Consider the following 17,325-nt stretch of genomic DNA (forward strand, 5'->3'; position numbering starts at 1 on the left):
AAGTTGGATTAAATGTATCACGTTCTCACGGATTCTTCTAATGGATTTTTTCTATAAGCAGGAACAGCGAGGCCTCCTTGCATAAATGTGAAGGGAATTGCCACGATTTTTATTGACCGCTGTAAAATTTAGGATTAAAATTGTGCTTATCATATAAATTCAAAATTATGGATTTTCATTGTGGAGGTGGGATACATGGAACCTACAACTACGATACGCTCATATATTGAGGACTACATCAGGAAACAGGGGTACACCCTGCAGTATTTTGCCGATATATCGGGAGTTAACGCTGGAACGCTTAGTGCAATTATTAAGGGGACTCGGCCCATCGCTATGGCGCAACTGGATCTGATTACCCAAGGCATGAAGCTGGAAGAGGGGTATTTCTACGAGATTTATGGGGCTGAATGTTTCGTGGAATCGGCACCTCATTGGAGGAGACTGGAACCATTCCTGCAGCGCTGTGCTGAATTGGACAAGCTGGAATGTATTCATAAGGTTATCCAGGAAGTGACGGATGATCGCTCGTATATCTCGGAGTTGTTTGAGATGGCTGAAGGCATGCTTGAACGTGGACAGACGAAGGCTGCACGGATGTTGTACGAATGTGTGGCGGAGTGTGAGAAATATCAACACTCGGAACGTCTGGCTCTGTGCCAGTATCGCATCTTCACCCTCTCACTCGGTCAGAATCAGCATGATAATCTCCGGGCCGCTGTGCACTTTGAGCCGTATATTAATCGCTTGGATGAAGAGAGGCAACTGGATGCGATTAAGGATTTGGCGAATACGTATGCTTCACTTCGATATCGGGACAAGGCTTTTGATCTGGCTGAAGAATTAGATCAGAAAACAAAAATTTTACAATCGTATACAAAGAAGAAAATAGATAAAAGCGATAGACTCACTGCCTATCCTTTATTCGTATATAGAGCATATTCCAATTTGCTTAAATCATCGGCATGTGAGAAGCAGGGACGTTATGAAGAAGCTTTGCTCTATACAGAAGTCTATGCCAAGCTTGCTAAAGTCTCTGAACCGGATGAAGAGGATCAGATTTTTATTGATAAATTTGCTGGTTGGGCGGAAGCCAATACTTATTTATATAAATTGATGATGGGTGATCAAAACGTTTTACCTGCATATGTGGAATTTATTGAAAGAAATGAAGAGGAAATTTTACCTGCGATAATTAATATTTTGGAGGTAGCTAATAAGTTTGATAGAAATATTGATGATATTTTGAATAGGTTCAGCGATCGGATTAACTCCGAAATAAATGGTTTAAAAGGGTACACTGAGCAGATGAAAAATGAAATTTATGCAGCATTCTTGTTGGAACGTTCACTCTACCACTTAAATCGCCATGAATATCCGGAGGGTTTAAAGCAACTTATGCACTGTCTGAGAGAGTCTGTACGATTTAACAATCAAACAGATATCATTCATTGTATTTCGCTTTATGAGAATTACAAAAACATGGGTACGACTGAAATCGAGCATCAGTACAAACTTATCATGATGGAGGTTCAGAAATCTTATGAAAAAAAAGAAGATCTTCTATGTAATCTTGCTTAGCATAATGATTATTAATATAGATCAATTAGTTAATTTGGATAGTGATGTTATTACACAAATAATGTCTGTAACGCATGGCGAAGGAAGACTATAACAGCTAAGATATATTAAATCCTTTCATTAACATGCGTCTTATTTCCGGGATATGGAGATGGGGCGCTTATTTGTACTATCCATTAGATCATCCATAACGAAAAGAGGATTTATCATTGCAGATTGATATTCAGAAGCTTTACGACAAATATATAACTTTGGACATTCCTAATCCATTCACTTTAGAGCAGATTCATGACCGACTAACCAAGAAATACTACGCTGATAAGGTAGATTTAGAGGAGTTTTCCGACTTACGTAACGATCCTTATGCGGGATTTGATCAGGCGATTGCAGCTTATGTATTTAAGGATGAGAGGGGAACCAAACAATTAATTAGCCTGAACAAGGAAGAAGATATCCATGAACCATTAGAGTTTGCATGGATCATCAATTCCGCTGTGCGAGGATTTTCTCTTCTATTAGTTCTTGAAATCGAAGTATTTTACGGAATGGAAGAGAGTGAAATGACTCTGGGCAATCCACGTTTTGAGGAATATCTGATCCTACTCTATTTAACAGGTTACATTGAGTTTGAGAATGACTCCTTCATTAATCCATTGCGTGCTCGTTATCGAGAGGGCTACAGACTTCGTTATTTTGGTATGCAGAACGGTGATGAAAATTATCTATACAATTAGATTACTTTTCGATAAAATTATTAACTTCTCGCGAGAGAAAGGTGCAAGAGATACTTAGGATAAAATGGATAATATGTCCATAACGCACTTTAACGGTAAAGGATTCGTGTATTCTCGAATACGATATGTAGACATGTTATAATTTTCTTTTCCCACATCTTGTAGAAAAGAAGGGACGTCAACTCTCTATGCAAATTGCTTGATGTTGAAAGTATCTCTATGTAAATAAATATTTTATTCTGCAAAGGAATATAATATGAATTTTTTGGCAATGTATCCTAAAATGTTATACAAAGAGGGGGTGCATGCTGTGAGTGAACCGATACAGATCACAGATAAAATCGAACGGAACAGGCAAGAGTTGAGTCGTTTGGCGGAGAATCATGGCATGCAGGACAACCAAGTCCTCCGACAGTCCATGGTACTGGACGAGCTTATTAATGAATATAATCGATTCAAATATAAAAGCCATCTTAGGAACAGACAACCGATTGCATAATGCAGTCGGTTTTTTTGTCTAATTAGTGTTCTATAGAAATAGCGTAGTCGACTGTAGCGATACAGTCGGCTTTTTTGCGTTCATCTGAAACTAATGCGGATAACTTGAAATTCCGTACCAATTCCAGGATTGGCAGGATAGCGAATGATCCTTAAAACTGGATATGATGACCCCAGTTATATCCAGATTGATCTGTGAAGGGGGCTCATACAATGATCGGGAGAGGGAGGGATAAACGGAAATGATGGACAAGGTACGCATTTTTTTCGGAAAAGACCTAAACCTGCGCACCAAGTTGCTCCTGTTGTTCCTGGCGCTGACGTTGCTGCCGCTAAGTTTGCAGGGAGTGATGAACTACAAGCATTTCTCGCAGACGATGGATCGCAAGACCGAGCAGTTCACCATTGAACTGGTTCGCCAGATTAACGCCAATCTGAATCGGCTGCTGAAGGACTTTGAGCGGTTGTCGCTCTTGCCGCTTTACGATCAGATGGTGCTTGGCATTCTGGGCAAATACAACGCTTCAATGGGTTCGGGTACATGGGCGAGGTCTGAGGATTATCTGAAAATGAAGCTTTACACATCTGGTCAAGCTTATGACCGGCCCGAGATTCGGGGGATTCACCTGATCAGCAACAGCGGCATTTTGTTCTCCAATCTCGATTCCCTGGCGGTCAAGCCGGTATGGGACAGTAGGCAGGATGATTGGTTTGCAGAGCTTGAAGGCTCGGAAGGGACATGGCGCCTGCTTCCTCCGCATCAACCCAGCTATTACACGGGTGGTCAGCAAGAATCGTATATATCGGTGGGCAGAGTGCTTCGAGATCCGGGTACGCTCCAGCGATTGGGTTACATTCTGATTGATATCCGTCTGGAGGCCTTCGGTCAACTGTTATCCAATCTGAATTATGAGCAAGATGCAAGTCTGATGATTGTAGACAGCAAGCAGCGTCTGCTGTTCGAACGGACCTCAATCGGAGGAATGTCTGCGTACGACCAGTTGCTAATGCAGGGACAGCTTCAAAGCTATGCAGGAAACCAAAAAGTTGTTCTGGATGGGCAGGCCTATCTCTATGTACAACACCATTCCAGTTATTCCGGGCTTTCGGTAATCAGCCTTACACCTATTGCCGTGATTCAAAAGGAGTCAGGTGAGATGCTCACCTTCACGATATGGTTCGCAGTGTTGTGTATGGCGGGGATAGCGATTCTGGCGGTTCTGTTATCCTTTCGTATCACCCGGCCGCTGATTCGACTGAAGCACCACATGATTCGGGTGGAGCAGGGAGATTTTAGCCAGCGGGTAGCACACTTCAGCAGTGATGAATTCGGACAGATAAGCCGGGGCTTTAACCGAATGATGGAAGAGATTCATCGACTGTTCAATGAGGTGTTTCTGCTGGGCATTCAAGAGCGGGAGGCAGAGTTGTCAGCGTTGCAAAGCCAGATGAACCCACATTTTATATACAACACGCTGGAGTCCATTAACATGATGGCTATTCGCCAGAAGCACGCAGAGGTGTCGGACATGGTGACGGCGCTTGGCAAGCTGCTGCGCTATACGATTGATAAGGTGGACCGGATGGTTCCACTTGGGGACGAACTTGCTTTTGTACAATCCTATGTACGCATTCAGCAGGTCCGTTACAACGGCAAGTTAGAGATTATCTATGACATCGAAGAAGGGATAAACGAGTATTTGATTCCTAAGCTGGTACTGCAACCGCTGGTGGAAAATGCCGTCTACCACGGCATTGAAGGGCAGGAAAATGGAGGAGTAATCTGGGTATCTGCCTTGAAATTCGATCATGAGCTACTGATTAGCGTACGAGACAACGGTAAGGGGATGACTCAGGCTAAGATTGACGAGTTAAACGAGTCCATATCAAAACAGCCTTCCAATGAGGCATTACGTTGCCATGCCGGTGATAGTCTGGGGCTTAACAATATCGCCCAGAGGCTTCGCCTCATGTATGGAGAAGGCGGCAGCCTAAGCATTGATGGAAGTCCCGGGCAAGGCCTGGTGGTCACGATATCCATTCAACTTCTACCGAAAGGGGATTGAAGCGCATGTATAAAGTATTGCTTGTAGAGGATGAGACGGTCATCCGTCAGGGACTGAGGGAGCTGATCGTACAAGTGTCTTCTCAGTTTCAGGTAACGGGCGAAGCGTCGAGCGGTACCGAGGCGCTGGATTTTCTGAGATCTGAGGTGCCGGACGTGTTAATCACGGATATTCGTATGCGTGAAATGGACGGATTAACTTTGGTAAGCAAAGCCAGAGACATGTATCCTGAATTGCTAATGCTCATCATTAGCGGCTACGGCGAGTTTGAATATGCACGCAGAGCGATGGAGTTTGGAGTGTTGAACTATTTGTTGAAGCCAATCGATCGTTATGAACTGGCATTATGTATACAAAAGATTCAATTGCTGCTGGATCGCAGATACGGTATTACAACTCTTTCTATCCCTGAGCCATCTGGGAAAACAGAACACGCTGGTGGAGATACACGGAAGATTATCCGAGATGTGAAGGAGCATATCAAGCAACATCCCGATGGAGATCTGCGACTTCAGACGATAGCAGATCTTGTTAACTTGAACCCTACTTATTTAAGCCAGTTGTTCAAGAATGAAATAGGCATCAATTATTCCGAATACATCACAGAGGCACGTATGGAGCGGGCCAAGTGGTTGCTGATCAATACGGGTCTCAAAATCTATGATGTGGCACGGTTATCCGGGCATCAGAGCCCGAAACACTTCATGCTGGTGTTCAAGCAGCAGGTGGGATGGACCGCAGGAGAATATCGAGACCGATTCAGTATCTCTTGAAAAACCATACCATTTCTGTAGTTGACGTGATTTAAGGGGGAACCATGCTTTCGTTATACTTTGGTTGCACATGTATACCACGACGTCCATAAGGGGGATTTACATGAAAAAAGCAGGACTGATACTGGTGTTTATACTCATGATGATGGCTTCAATCGCGTGCGCAAGCTCCAATTCTAACAGTGAATCTGGCAGTGCAGGCGGGGAGAATGGAGAGGTGGAGCTGAAGTTCATGATGTGGGGCAACCAGGCACATATGGATGTATACAACAAGCTGATTGATGGCTTCACCAAGGAAAATCCAGGCATCAAAGTAACGATGGAATCCGTACCTTTCGCAGAATACCAGCAAAAAATTTCGGTGCTTGCCGCCGGAGGCTCTCTTCCCGATCTCGCCTGGGTATCGGAGCGAATGGTGCCTCAATTCAAGTCCAATCACATTCTGGCCGATGTATCCGAGTTCAAGGATGATGCTCAGTTTAAGCTGGATGATTATATTCCAAGTACATTGGATTTGTTCCGTGATGGCGATGAACTGCTGGGATTACCTTTTTCTACACCTCCGGTGGTCATGTTTTACAATAAAACGCTGTTTGATCAAGCCGGCCTGAATGATCCAAACACACTTGCTACCCAAGGACAATGGACATGGGAACAGTTCGAAGAGTCCGCCAAAGCCATTGCCAGTAAGGATGCGACTAACCGAGTCTATGGTGCCAACTTTTTTCGCGATTGGAAGACCTGGGCGGTGCTTTCCTCCTACTCCTGGTCCAATGGAAGCGGTCCATTCGACGAAGGCATGACTAAGTTCACCTGGAACGATGACTATGGCGTACAGACCTTTGAATTGCTGGAACGCATGATGTTCACCGATGAATCACACCCGAAGGCGGGCGAACAGGTCAGCTTTGATGCGGGTAATGTGGGCATGTTCTTTGATAATTACAGCTATGTTTCCAAAGCAAGAGAAATTACGGATTTTGAATGGAGCATCGCTCCTATGCCTTCCGGTTCACAAGGCAGTGTACCGATGCTGGGGCAGGCCGGATATGCCATGTTCAACGACAGCAAACATCCAGAGGAAACGAAGAAGCTGTTGAAGTATTTTGCCAGTGAGCAGGGGATTCAGGCGACAGCCACCTACTTTGTGCCTCCGCGTACCTCTGTTCTGAACTCAGATGCATTCATTCTTCAGCCGAATAATCCAAGCAAAGAGCATATCGTGCAGGCCGTTATTGATGAAATGCCAAAAGCGCGCTTAATTCCCGGTCATATCCGTTGGCAGGATATCGACAATGCGGTATTGCAGGGATTTGACCGACTATTTGCAAAAACAGCGACAGCTAAGGATAACCTGAAACAAATGCAGGAAGAGATCCAAAGTGTGTTGCAACCCTAAATCATTCGATCGAAACCGGAGGTGAGAACGATGGGCAAATTCAAAGAATTACTTGAACGGAGACCGCTGTCGCTGGTGGTCAGTCTGCCTGAGAATGATATTGGTTTGGCTCGGGCAGCCATGGAAGAGGGCGCTGATGCACTGAAGGTGCATTATAATGTCGGTCATCGCGCCAGCGGGAATCATTTTGGTCCATTAGACATGTATGCCGAGGTGTTTCAGGCGATCCGCAGTGAGTTTGGTGGTCCACTTGGGGTTGTACCTTCTGGCAGTATTGATGGGGCACAAAGGGAGGATGTGGAGGGGCTTTCCGGGCTGGGTTTTGATTTCTATTCCATCTATGCACATCACTTGCCATCCTTCATGTTGAATGACTTGGGGCTGGACCCAACGTTTGCGATCAATGAAGAATATGATGCTTCCCTCGTAACATCGGCAGCGTACTTCGGCTTCACCGCTCTGGAGGCATCCATTGTACCTGGAAAAGAATATGGTACACCGCTCAGCTTCGCGGATGTGCTTAAGTATCGCCGTCTGGTCCTGCAAGCCCAGATACCGGTATTGGTTCCTTCCCAGCGAAGGCTGGTGCCGGAGGATGTTCGGGTGCTGCGCGATACCGGGGTAAAGGCGATTATGCTTGGAGCGGTCGTGACTGGCAACACGGAGGAACAGCTGCGAAGGGCTGTGAACGGGTTTCGCAATGCAGTGGACAGTCTGAACCGTCCGAATTAATCAGTTGAAAGTCACGTGAATCACGGGGGCACCCCATGTTAGCATTCATTTGTTCTAACGAATCGAGAACATGTTATTCACGTCCATTTGTACGGATCTGAAATTTAAGGAATCAGAGAGACGTTATTTCGTCCATTTGGTCGATTTTTAAAATTCTGGCGACATTTTATAGAGATATAAGATGACTGAGATTCGTTACCCGGTGCATTCTTTAAAAATCTGCCTTATAAGATGCGGTAGATTCGTCAGCGCTTGGAGCGAGGGAGATCAGTCCTTTTGATACAGCACCTTATATAGAATCGTCGCAGAGTTCAGCTTCGGAGGAAATTGGATTAAAAGGGGGCCTGATTGTGACCCATTCACGCAAGCGCAAAAGAGGGGGGCCGCTCGCCAGAGAGGCACAGATCGCAGGTTGGCTGTTTGTATCGCCGATGGTGCTTGGGTTTACCCTGCTGCTGTTATTTCCCATGGGTCTCGCGTTATATATGAGCCTGACCGATTGGCCGTTGCTGGGGGATCATCATTTTATTGGATTGGAGAATTACCGGAATATTATGACAGACGCGATGTTCTGGAAAGTGCTTGCCAATACGGTTTATTTCACAGCGGGGCTGGTGCCGCTTAATATTGTGCTCGCCTTGCTACTTGCGTTGCTGCTATCCAGAAATCTGCGGGGCATCGGAATTTTCCGAACCGCCATCTTTGTTCCGGTCATGACCTCATTGATCGTATGGGCCATCGTGTGGAAGCTGATGTATGCGACAGACTCGGGACTGATTAATCAGCTTCTGTTGATGGCCGGCATCAAGGGTCCGGCCTGGCTTTACAATCAGGATTTGGCAATGCCGGCGGTGATTGTGACAAGTGTGCTGAAAAATGTCGGTCTGAATATGGTGCTGTTCATTGCAGCGATTCAGCAGGTACCGCGTTCACTGTACGAAGCAGCAACATTAGACGGGGCGGGCAAAAGGGGAACCTTTTTTCACGTCACGCTGCCCATGATCACGCCAACCGTGTTTTTGACCGTAGTTATGACCGTGATTGGTTCACTCAAAGTATTTGGGCAGATCTATGTGATGACACAGGGCGGGCCGAGCAACAGCACAAAGGTATTGGTTTATTATATCTGGGAAAAAGCATTCAAACTATTTCAGTTCGGCTATGCTTCTGCCCTTGCGTATGTACTGTTCTTTATCGTGCTAATTCTGACGCTGCTGCAATGGCAGCTCCGAAAGAGGTGGGTATTCAATGAAGGCGATGCCTAGTCCTTCGGGGCGGAAGATAGGAAGTACCCTGGGGACGTATTTGTTGCTGACTCTGATTTCCCTCATTATGATTGTGCCATTTATCTGGATGATATCGACATCATTCAAGGAACCCCAGAGCATATTCACCTATCCACCGCAGTGGATACCGGAAACATTCCGATTTCAGAACTATATCGATGTCTTTCAATTGATACCGTTTCACCGTTTTTATTGGAACAGTATCTACATTTCTGCGTTGGTTGTGCTGGGAACGGTATTTTTTGCTTCCCTCGCCGGTTACTCATTCGCCAAAATTCCGTTTAAAGGACGTAATGTGGTATTTCTCATCCTACTGAGTGCGATGATGATTCCCCATGAGGTGACGGCGATACCGATGTTTCTGTTCATGCGGCAGCTGGGGTGGATTGATACCCATCTTCCGCTGATATTATTGCCGATCTTTGGCGCGGGTGGTGTGTTTGGCATCTTTGTGATGCGGCAGTTCTTCATTACGGTGCCAACGGAGCTGGAGGAAGCGGCGATGATTGACGGCTGCAATCGCTTCCGAATATATGCACGAATTATGCTGCCGATTGCCAAGCCCGGTATGGCTACGCTGACGATCTTCACGTTTGTGACGATCTGGAATGAGTTTTTTGATCCGTTGATCTTCATTAACTCGCGTGATCTAATGACGCTGCCGCTTGGTTTATCCCTGTTTACAGATGAAGTGGGTACAGCCTGGCAATATCTGATGAGCGCCACCGTCATGGCGACCTTGCCACTGTTAATTGTTTTTTTCCTGGCACAACGGCGCTTCATTGAGGGCGTTGCCATGACGGGACTGAAAGAGTAAGCCGTGCAATACGTGCAATAGAAAGGAAGGAGGAACAACATTTGCGTGAACGGATGAGCATGAAAAAGGAAGAGGCAGATGTCGTTATTGTGGGAGGGGGCCCTGCGGGTATAGCGGCAGCCATTGCGGCTGGACGGCAGGGTATACGAACAGTGCTGGTGGAGCGATATGGATTCGTTGGCGGGATGTCAACCGCTGCTATGGTTTATCCCTGGATGACTTTCCATACGGAGCGTGGGGAGCAGGTTATTAAAGGCATTGCGCAGGAGATTGTGGATCGATTGCAGGCACATGGCGGCTCTCCGGGGCATCTACGCGATACGGTTGGATTTGTGCATACCGTCACGCCGTACCATCCAGCCATCTTTCAGGTGGTTGCGGCAGAGATGTTGCAGGAGGCCGGTGTCCGGCTTCTGTTGCACAGCTTTGTGGACGAGGTGGTCGTTGTAGATGATCGGGTGGAAGCGGTGCGAGTGACCAACAAGTCTGGACGAAAGGAGTTCCAGGCGAACGTATTCGTGGATGCCAGCGGTGATGCGGATCTGGCTTATCTTGCGGGTGCTTCTGTGGCAAAGGGACGAGACGGCGACCATCAGTCACAGCCGATGACCATGAAATTTCGCATGCGTGGTGTGGATCTTGGACGAGTGAAACAGTATATGCTGGAGCACCCGGAGGATTTCTATGTGAAAACTCCCTTTGCTGAACTGGACAGCATTCCGTTAACCGGGGTGAGCGGCTTCTATTCCCAATGGAAAAAAGCGGGTGTACCGATTAATCGCGACCAGGTATTGTTTTTTACCGGACCGGCAGAGGATGAAGTGCTGATTAATTGTACGCGGGTGCAGGGACTTGATGCGACAGATGCCGAGGATCTGACCTCTGCGGAACAGGAAGGGCGGAAGCAGGTGCTGATGATTGCTGAGTTTTTGCAGCGTGATGTGCCTGGATTCGAACGGGCTTCGATCTCGGCAGTAGCGCCGCAGATTGGTATCCGTGAATCCAGGCGGATTATAGGTCATTACGCTTTGACCCAGGTGGATGTGGTTGCAGGACGGAAATTTGACGATGTGATTGCCAGAAGTGGTTATCCGATTGATATCCATGACCCTTCGGGTCAAGGTGTTGTGGCTGCCTTTATAGAGAGGGATGGGGCATATGATATTCCGTATCGCTGTCTGATCTCTAGCAATATCCGCAATCTGCTGGCGGCAGGACGCTGCATCTCTACCACACATGAGGCGCATGCAACGACAAGGCTGACTCCAAGCTGCATGGCTACCGGGGAGGCCGCGGGGACAGCGGCTGCACTAACAGTGAAGATGAAGCTGGACCCGGTTGATCTGCCAATCGAGCTGTTACAGGCGGAATTACGTCACAACGGAGCAGCGATCTAGCGGATGAGCTGATTGTGGACGAATTGGGCGAATCGGTGAATCATTAATAGTGGGAGTGGGTGTTTATTTAATTCGCGGTGGCGTACGTTTTAACGAACCTGAGACGTCTAATTCGGGGCTATAAGCTGAAATAAAAAATGTAACGAATCTCAGTGAAGCTATTTTTGCTCAAAATGCTCCAATAGGGGGTAATAGCGGGGTAAATCGGAAGAATAGAGCGTCTAAGATTCGTTAGATTAGGAAATGTCCCAAAAATGGCTAAATAAGCTTCTCTCAGTTCGTTAGAAATTGGTGGGAAGCTCGTGAATTGATGAGCGTAACTGTAGCCCCAATGACTCCAATTCCACTGCATGGGTGGATTTAGAGTCTTTGGGGCGCTTTCATACTTTTCATACATTTGGTTCTTTCCTTCATCTCTATTCCTTCATATCTAATCAATCACGAGGTCTCGGTTCCTTGATGTTCATTCATGCATCGTATTCTTTCATGCCCTATTCCTTCCGATTATCAATTCATCCGTGCCTCAAGTCGTCTTGCAACAATGGACAACGCGTAGTTGATGACAAAATACAATACGGCTGCGAGTAGCAGGGCCGGGATAATGTAATCGAAACTTTGACCGCCAAGGATCTGCACGTTGTGCATCAGCTCCGGCAGAGAGATGATGATCGCCAGTGAAGTATCCTTCAGGAGTGAGATGAACTGGCTGACCATCGGCGGGGACATGCGACGTAGCGCCTGTGGCATGATGATGCCACCGAGTGTCTGCATGTAGCTGAGGCCCGAGGAGCGGGCGGCTTCTACTTGACCGCGCTCAACGGACTTCAGACCGCTACGGACGATCTCGGCGATCATCGCGCCTTCAAACAGACTCAGTCCAACGACCGTGGACCAGAAGACGGACATTTTAATCCCGAGCTGTGGTAGTACCATGTGGATGAAGAAAATGATAAGCAACAGCGGCAGATTCCGGATCGTATCCACAATCACTGCCACGATCTGTGACAGAACAGGGATACGGGTAAACCGGATCGTACCCAGCACAGTACCAAGCACAAAGCTGAATATAATGGATAGCCCTGCTACCTGCAGGGTGATCAGGAATCCGTGGAGCAGGAAACGAAGGTTGGGCCACGCATAGGCCCCGCTAAAGTCCATATTTTATTAGCCTCCTTCTGTATGCAGGAATGGAATATTGAAGATCAATAGATGGGGCATGGACTGTGTATAAAGCAACTTAAGCACTGTAGCAGTGAATTACAATATGCACTGTGACATGATCACCAATGCCAGCAAAACACAGACGATCCAGTACTCATTTAAACCACATGGACAAGCCAATATATCTCCCTAAAAATCTACGCCAGGTACAAGTCGATCTGTTACATGGTAACCTGACCTGCCGGTTTGTTCTTTTTCGGTTTGCCCTTGGTGCTGCGCGCCTCTGCATCGCTCTGTCCAAACCTGCGCTCCATATAATGCACCAGGAAGCTGAGTGGTAGTGTCAGCACCAGATAGAACAGCGCAACAATGGTGTACACACTTAGCGGTTGGAACGTATCCGAGTTAACCAAGTCGGCAAAATACATAAGATCCATACCGGCGACAACGGCAAGAATGGATGAGTTTTTGACCAGATTGATGAACTGGTTGCCGATGGATGGCAATACAATCTTGATGGCCTGGGGCAGAATGATCAGGTTCATGGCCTGTACATAGGACAAGCCGGAAGACCTTGCTGCTTCCAGTTGTCCACGCGGCACGGTCTGAATGCCCGCTCGGATCGCTTCGGCAATGAAAGCGGCGGTGTAGATGGTCAGACCCAGAGTACCGGAGACAAACCCATCCAGCGAGATGCCTAGTGCAGGCAGTCCAAGATAGAAGAAAAACACAACCAACAGCAATGGGATGTTTCGGATAAATTCCACAAAAGCCGTGCCGATCCAGTTCAGCGGTTTCACAGGGGATATCCGAAAGATAGCCAGGATTGCGCCAAGGATAAAGCTGCCAATGAGAGCCATAATGCTCACTTGAATCGTATTCAGGAACCCTTCCAGAAAACGATCCGAGTGTCGCATTAGTACGCTGAAATCCAATGTGCCCATATAGGCGAAGCCTCCGTTCTCCAGATGTAGAAACGGCGATTACGTCTGCTCATGCTTCGCATCCAGCAGACGAATTCGCCGCTTACCTATCTTAATTCGGGTTACTCGGGCTTCGCGCCCAGCCATTTCTCATGTAAAGTGTCATATTCCCCGCTGTCTTTCATGCTTTTGAGCAGCGTGTTGACTTCCTCCACGAAGGCAGTGTCGCCTTTGCGAATGGCCATACCATAAGGTTCGCTTGTGAAATTGCCACCAACCAATTGGAAGCTGTTATCCGTCTGTTGCATGCCGATGAGGATGATGTTATCTGTGGTCAGCGCCTCGCCTTTACCTGCTTTGAGAGCAGTGAATGCATCCTGATAGTTATCGAATTCAAGCACCTCAGCATCCGGGGCTTTCTCGCGAATATTCTGAGCGGATGTGGAGCCTTTCACCGCGAGTACTTTCACCCCGCTGAGGCTTTCCAGGCCGGTAATCGCACTGTCGTTTTTCACCAGCAGGGATTGGCCTGCTTCAAAATAAACATCACTGAAATCTACCTGTTCCTTACGCTCATCCGTAATTGTCATTGTGGCGATGATGATGTCGATGTCTCCATTTTGCAGCATGGGAATACGTGTCTTGGAAGTGACCTCTTTCAGTTCAACCTTGGTCTCATCTCCAAGGATCTGTTTGGCGAGTGCCTTGGCGATATCAATATCGAATCCTTCAACGTTGCCACTTGCAGGATCTTTCAAGCCAAACAGCTTCGTATCGTATTTTACACCGGCGATGAGCTTGCCACGTTCCTTAATCCGCTCAATCGTGCCTTTCGCCTCGGCGTCACCACCACCGCTCGCTGAAGGTGTATCTGTACCTGTACTACAACCTGACAATACAAGGGAGAGAATGAGGACAAGCATAAATGATGGCCATTTCAATAATTTCTTCATGAATAAAGACCCCTTTCAAAATGGAATAGTGGATTATTCTCAATGATGAATCAGACGGCTCAGGAATTGCTGTGCTCGTTCTTCTCTGGGGTTGTCAAAAAATTCGGCAGCGTTGGCCTCTTCTACAATTCGGCCTTCGTCCATGAAGATGACCCGGTCCGCAACTTCGCGGGCGAATCCCATCTCATGGGTAACGACGACCATGGTCATGCCATTATGGGCAAGGGAACGCATAACATCGAGGACTTCCCCGATCATCTCGGGATCGAGAGCAGAGGTAGGTTCGTCAAAAAGCATGATTTTGGGCTCCATGGCGAGTCCTCTGGCGATGGCTACCCGTTGTTGCTGTCCACCGGACAATTGGGAGGGATAACTGTCTGCTTTGTCAGCAATGCCCACCCGGGTCAGATACTTCATTGCTGTTGCGGCTGCCTGTTCTTTGGGTTGTTTGCGCACCTTCATGGGTGCAAGGGTAATGTTATCGATGACTTTTTTGTGAGGATAAAGATTGAAGTGTTGAAATACCATGCCGATGTCACGGCGGAAGAGGTTAATGTCCACCTTTTTCTGATGTAGAGGAATCCCACTGACGACAAGTTCACCTTCGGTAATGGTCTCCAGGCGGTTAATACAGCGGAGTAACGTACTTTTGCCGGAGCCGGAAGGTCCGATAATGACAACGACTTCTCCTTCTTCAATGTGAAGATGGATATCCTTGAGGACATGAAAATGACCGAAATGCTTCTGGACACCCCTAAATTCAATCAAGAGTACACCCCATCCTTTCTGCAACGTCTGTGTGTAAAAGGAATAATAAGGAATAAATTGAAACTAGTTATTTAATCATACATAGTCATCCTGCTTATGGCAATTGGTTTGTGATAAAACATGACATAAGTAATGGGTTTTCTAGGGCTATAGCCAGAAAATATGTTATATATCTGTCATGTTATTAAACCCCTTGTGACGAATCCTGACAGAAAAATGAATCTATTCTCCTAGTTGTTTTCCAACCTTTGGAATAGTTGTATAGAGTATACTGAAAGTGATGTTTGATTTATGACTCTGATTAACAAAACAAATAGCATCAAGTTCCACGTGTACATGGCAAGAAAGCTCAACCCTACACGTCATGCCATTGATATGATGGAGCGAGAGAGCGTCCGTTTGAACGTAAGTAAGGAAAGTAAAAGCGATGTATTGACCCTATAACAATTCCAATACATGTAGAGAGGATGATTCTGCACGATGAATACATATCACTCCCCAATGTCGACAGGAGCAAGTACCCAGTCCGATGTTCGAGCTTATGAAGCCAATTTGCCTGTCATTCCTGCTCAGGATTTTCAGCTTACAGACTATGGAGCTGTTGGAGACGGCGTAACAGATAATACGGAGATGTTCCGACTTGCCATCGCTTCATGTGCTGAAGCAGGAGGTGGGAGAATCGTAATTCCTGCCGGGGTATGGCTCACAGGCCCGATTGTAATGCGCAGCCGTATCGAACTACATGTGGAAGCAGGGGCACTGGTTACATTTAGCCGAGATTTTGATCAATACCCATTAATTGTATCAAGCTTCGAAGGCTGGCAGGTGGTACGTTGCCAATCCCCGCTCGATGGTGATCAACTGGAGGATATTGCGATTACTGGTGAGGGGATATGGGATGGTGGCGGGGAAGCGTGGCGTCCGGTGAAACGCTCCAAAATGACCACTTCACAATGGAACCGATTAGTCGCTTCTGGTGGTGTTGTAGAGCAATTCGGTGGAGATGAAGAAATCTGGTGGCCTACCACAGCTGCACTTGAGGGCGGTACTATCGCGAATCGGTTGCATCAAGAGCAGGTACGTGATGTCTCTGCCTATGAAGAAGTCAGAGACTTTTTACGTCCCAACATGGTCAGCTTGCGCAGATGCAAACGGGTATTGCTGGACGGTCCAACGTTCCAGAACTCGCCTGCATGGAATCTGCACCCCTGGGCATCCGAGCATGTCACCATTCGTAACGTGAGTGTGCGTAATCCGTGGTTTTCACAGAATGGAGATGGGCTGGACATTGAATCCTGCCGTCATGTGGTGGTGGAGAAGAGTGTATTCGATGTCGGTGATGATGCGATCTGTCTGAAATCAGGCAAGGATGCCGAAGGCCGTGAACTGGGTCTGCCATCGGAGTACATCACCATTCGGGATTGCACGGTGTATCACGGTCATGGCGGGTTTGTAATTGGCAGTGAAATGTCCGGTGGTGTGCGGCATGTGCGTGTGTCGGATTGTACGTTCATCGGCACGGACATTGGACTTCGCTTCAAAAGCGCACGTGGGCGCGGCGGAGTGGTTGAGGACATTCAGATTGAGCGCATATATATGAAAGATATCATTATGGAAGCGATCTCGTTTTCCTTTTTCTATGCAAATCAGGAAGGGTCTGCCCGGGGCAGTGATCTATCTCAGGAGATTAGCGAAGAGACGCCAGTGTTCCGGGATATTCGAATATCGGATGTGGTCTGTGCCGGTGCCGACACTGCGTTGCTTGTGAGTGGATTACCGGAACTGCCTTTGGATGGGGTGATCATCCAGCGTTACAACGTGCAAGCTCGCAGTGGTATCCAATGTGCTCATGCGAAACATCTGCATATCGCTGAATTGCAGGCGCAGATCACCGAAGGTCCGCTGGTTCATTTGCACCAGTGCAAAGGGGCAGAGTTAGAGAGCATTCAGGGCAAGGGTGCAGATGGGCGACTTCTGATGGTGACCGGACACGAGTCCGCAGGCATTGTATGTCGTGAAGGCGATGCTGACACAGATGGTCGTCAGATCTCTGTGGGTCCTGAAGTACGAAGTGGCGTGATCATTCGCAGGTAAAAAGTATGTAGTAGGGTTTAGACAAGTTGGTCCAATTCAGCCGTAGTGGTGCAGCCATAGATCCAGTAATCGCGATGCCTTTTGATATAAGGAGTACGTAATCTCTGGAGCGAGGCTACCCACTCGGCTTTTATATGAAGTGA

Annotated in this window: 15 protein-coding genes; 11 read left to right on the forward strand and 4 right to left on the reverse strand. The window is 47.3% G+C overall.

What is annotated here, in order from left to right:
* Positions 1–195 precede the first annotated feature (195 nt).
* From V6669_RS02060 to V6669_RS02105, 10 genes are all read left to right on the forward strand, one after another.
* Positions 196–1,581 carry a transcriptional regulator gene (locus V6669_RS02060; RefSeq protein ID WP_338590247.1) on the forward strand — a complete coding sequence of 462 codons (1,386 nt, stop codon included), beginning with the start codon at positions 196–198 and terminating at the stop codon, positions 1,579–1,581.
* A 209-nt stretch (positions 1,582–1,790) separates the two neighbouring features.
* Complete coding sequence (locus V6669_RS02065; protein WP_338590249.1) at positions 1,791–2,315, forward strand: pyruvate kinase; 525 nt, start codon at positions 1,791–1,793, stop codon at positions 2,313–2,315.
* Positions 2,316–2,625: 310 nt separating this feature from the next.
* The gene (locus tag V6669_RS02070) at positions 2,626–2,814 is read left to right on the forward strand and encodes an aspartyl-phosphate phosphatase Spo0E family protein (RefSeq protein ID WP_036673231.1); all 189 of its coding nucleotides are present in this window, start codon (positions 2,626–2,628) and stop codon (positions 2,812–2,814) included.
* A 241-nt stretch (positions 2,815–3,055) separates the two neighbouring features.
* Positions 3,056–4,879: a sensor histidine kinase gene (locus V6669_RS02075; RefSeq protein WP_338590252.1), complete on the forward strand. Its 1,824-nt coding sequence runs from the start codon at positions 3,056–3,058 to the stop codon at positions 4,877–4,879.
* Positions 4,880–4,884: 5 nt separating this feature from the next.
* Positions 4,885–5,652 (forward strand): response regulator, encoded by a 768-nt coding sequence (locus V6669_RS02080; RefSeq protein ID WP_338590254.1) that lies wholly within the window; start codon positions 4,885–4,887, stop codon positions 5,650–5,652.
* A gap of 103 nt (positions 5,653–5,755) precedes the next feature.
* On the forward strand, positions 5,756–7,051 hold the full coding sequence (locus tag V6669_RS02085) for a sugar ABC transporter substrate-binding protein (protein WP_338590256.1): 1,296 nt from the start codon (positions 5,756–5,758) through the stop codon (positions 7,049–7,051).
* 30 nt (positions 7,052–7,081) lie between these two features.
* Complete coding sequence (locus tag V6669_RS02090) at positions 7,082–7,783, forward strand: hypothetical protein (RefSeq protein WP_338590258.1); 702 nt, start codon at positions 7,082–7,084, stop codon at positions 7,781–7,783.
* A 350-nt stretch (positions 7,784–8,133) separates the two neighbouring features.
* Positions 8,134–9,048 (forward strand): sugar ABC transporter permease, encoded by a 915-nt coding sequence (locus V6669_RS02095; RefSeq protein ID WP_338590260.1) that lies wholly within the window; start codon positions 8,134–8,136, stop codon positions 9,046–9,048.
* Positions 9,032–9,886, forward strand: coding sequence for a carbohydrate ABC transporter permease (locus tag V6669_RS02100; RefSeq protein WP_338590262.1), 855 nt, complete (start codon positions 9,032–9,034; stop codon positions 9,884–9,886). Before V6669_RS02095 ends, V6669_RS02100 begins: the two co-directional genes overlap by 17 nt.
* 59 nt (positions 9,887–9,945) lie before the next feature.
* Positions 9,946–11,283 carry an FAD-dependent oxidoreductase gene (locus V6669_RS02105; RefSeq protein ID WP_338594815.1) on the forward strand — a complete coding sequence of 446 codons (1,338 nt, stop codon included), beginning with the start codon at positions 9,946–9,948 and terminating at the stop codon, positions 11,281–11,283.
* 507 nt (positions 11,284–11,790) lie between these two features.
* On the opposite strand, the gene V6669_RS02110 is transcribed toward V6669_RS02105, so the two are convergent.
* The 4 genes from V6669_RS02110 to V6669_RS02125 all read right to left on the reverse strand — a co-directional run bounded on the left by V6669_RS02110 (position 11,791) and on the right by V6669_RS02125 (position 15,088).
* On the reverse strand, positions 11,791–12,441 hold the full coding sequence (locus tag V6669_RS02110) for an amino acid ABC transporter permease (RefSeq protein WP_036673117.1): 651 nt from the start codon (positions 12,439–12,441) through the stop codon (positions 11,791–11,793).
* A 224-nt stretch (positions 12,442–12,665) separates the two neighbouring features.
* On the reverse strand, positions 12,666–13,388 hold the full coding sequence (locus V6669_RS02115; RefSeq protein WP_036616642.1) for an amino acid ABC transporter permease: 723 nt from the start codon (positions 13,386–13,388) through the stop codon (positions 12,666–12,668).
* Positions 13,389–13,489: 101 nt separating this feature from the next.
* Positions 13,490–14,320 carry a transporter substrate-binding domain-containing protein gene (locus tag V6669_RS02120; RefSeq protein WP_047840395.1) on the reverse strand — a complete coding sequence of 277 codons (831 nt, stop codon included), beginning with the start codon at positions 14,318–14,320 and terminating at the stop codon, positions 13,490–13,492.
* 39 nt (positions 14,321–14,359) lie between these two features.
* Positions 14,360–15,088: an amino acid ABC transporter ATP-binding protein gene (locus tag V6669_RS02125; protein WP_051449904.1), complete on the reverse strand. Its 729-nt coding sequence runs from the start codon at positions 15,086–15,088 to the stop codon at positions 14,360–14,362.
* 480 nt (positions 15,089–15,568) lie between these two features.
* Here V6669_RS02125 and V6669_RS02130 point away from each other — a divergent pair, with 480 nt between their 5' ends.
* Positions 15,569–17,182: a glycoside hydrolase family 28 protein gene (locus tag V6669_RS02130; RefSeq protein ID WP_338590271.1), complete on the forward strand. Its 1,614-nt coding sequence runs from the start codon at positions 15,569–15,571 to the stop codon at positions 17,180–17,182.
* Positions 17,183–17,325 lie beyond the last annotated feature (143 nt).

The sequence above is a fragment of the Paenibacillus sp. Y5S-9 genome, from assembly GCF_036894235.1.
Lineage (GTDB): Bacteria > Bacillota > Bacilli > Paenibacillales > Paenibacillaceae > Paenibacillus.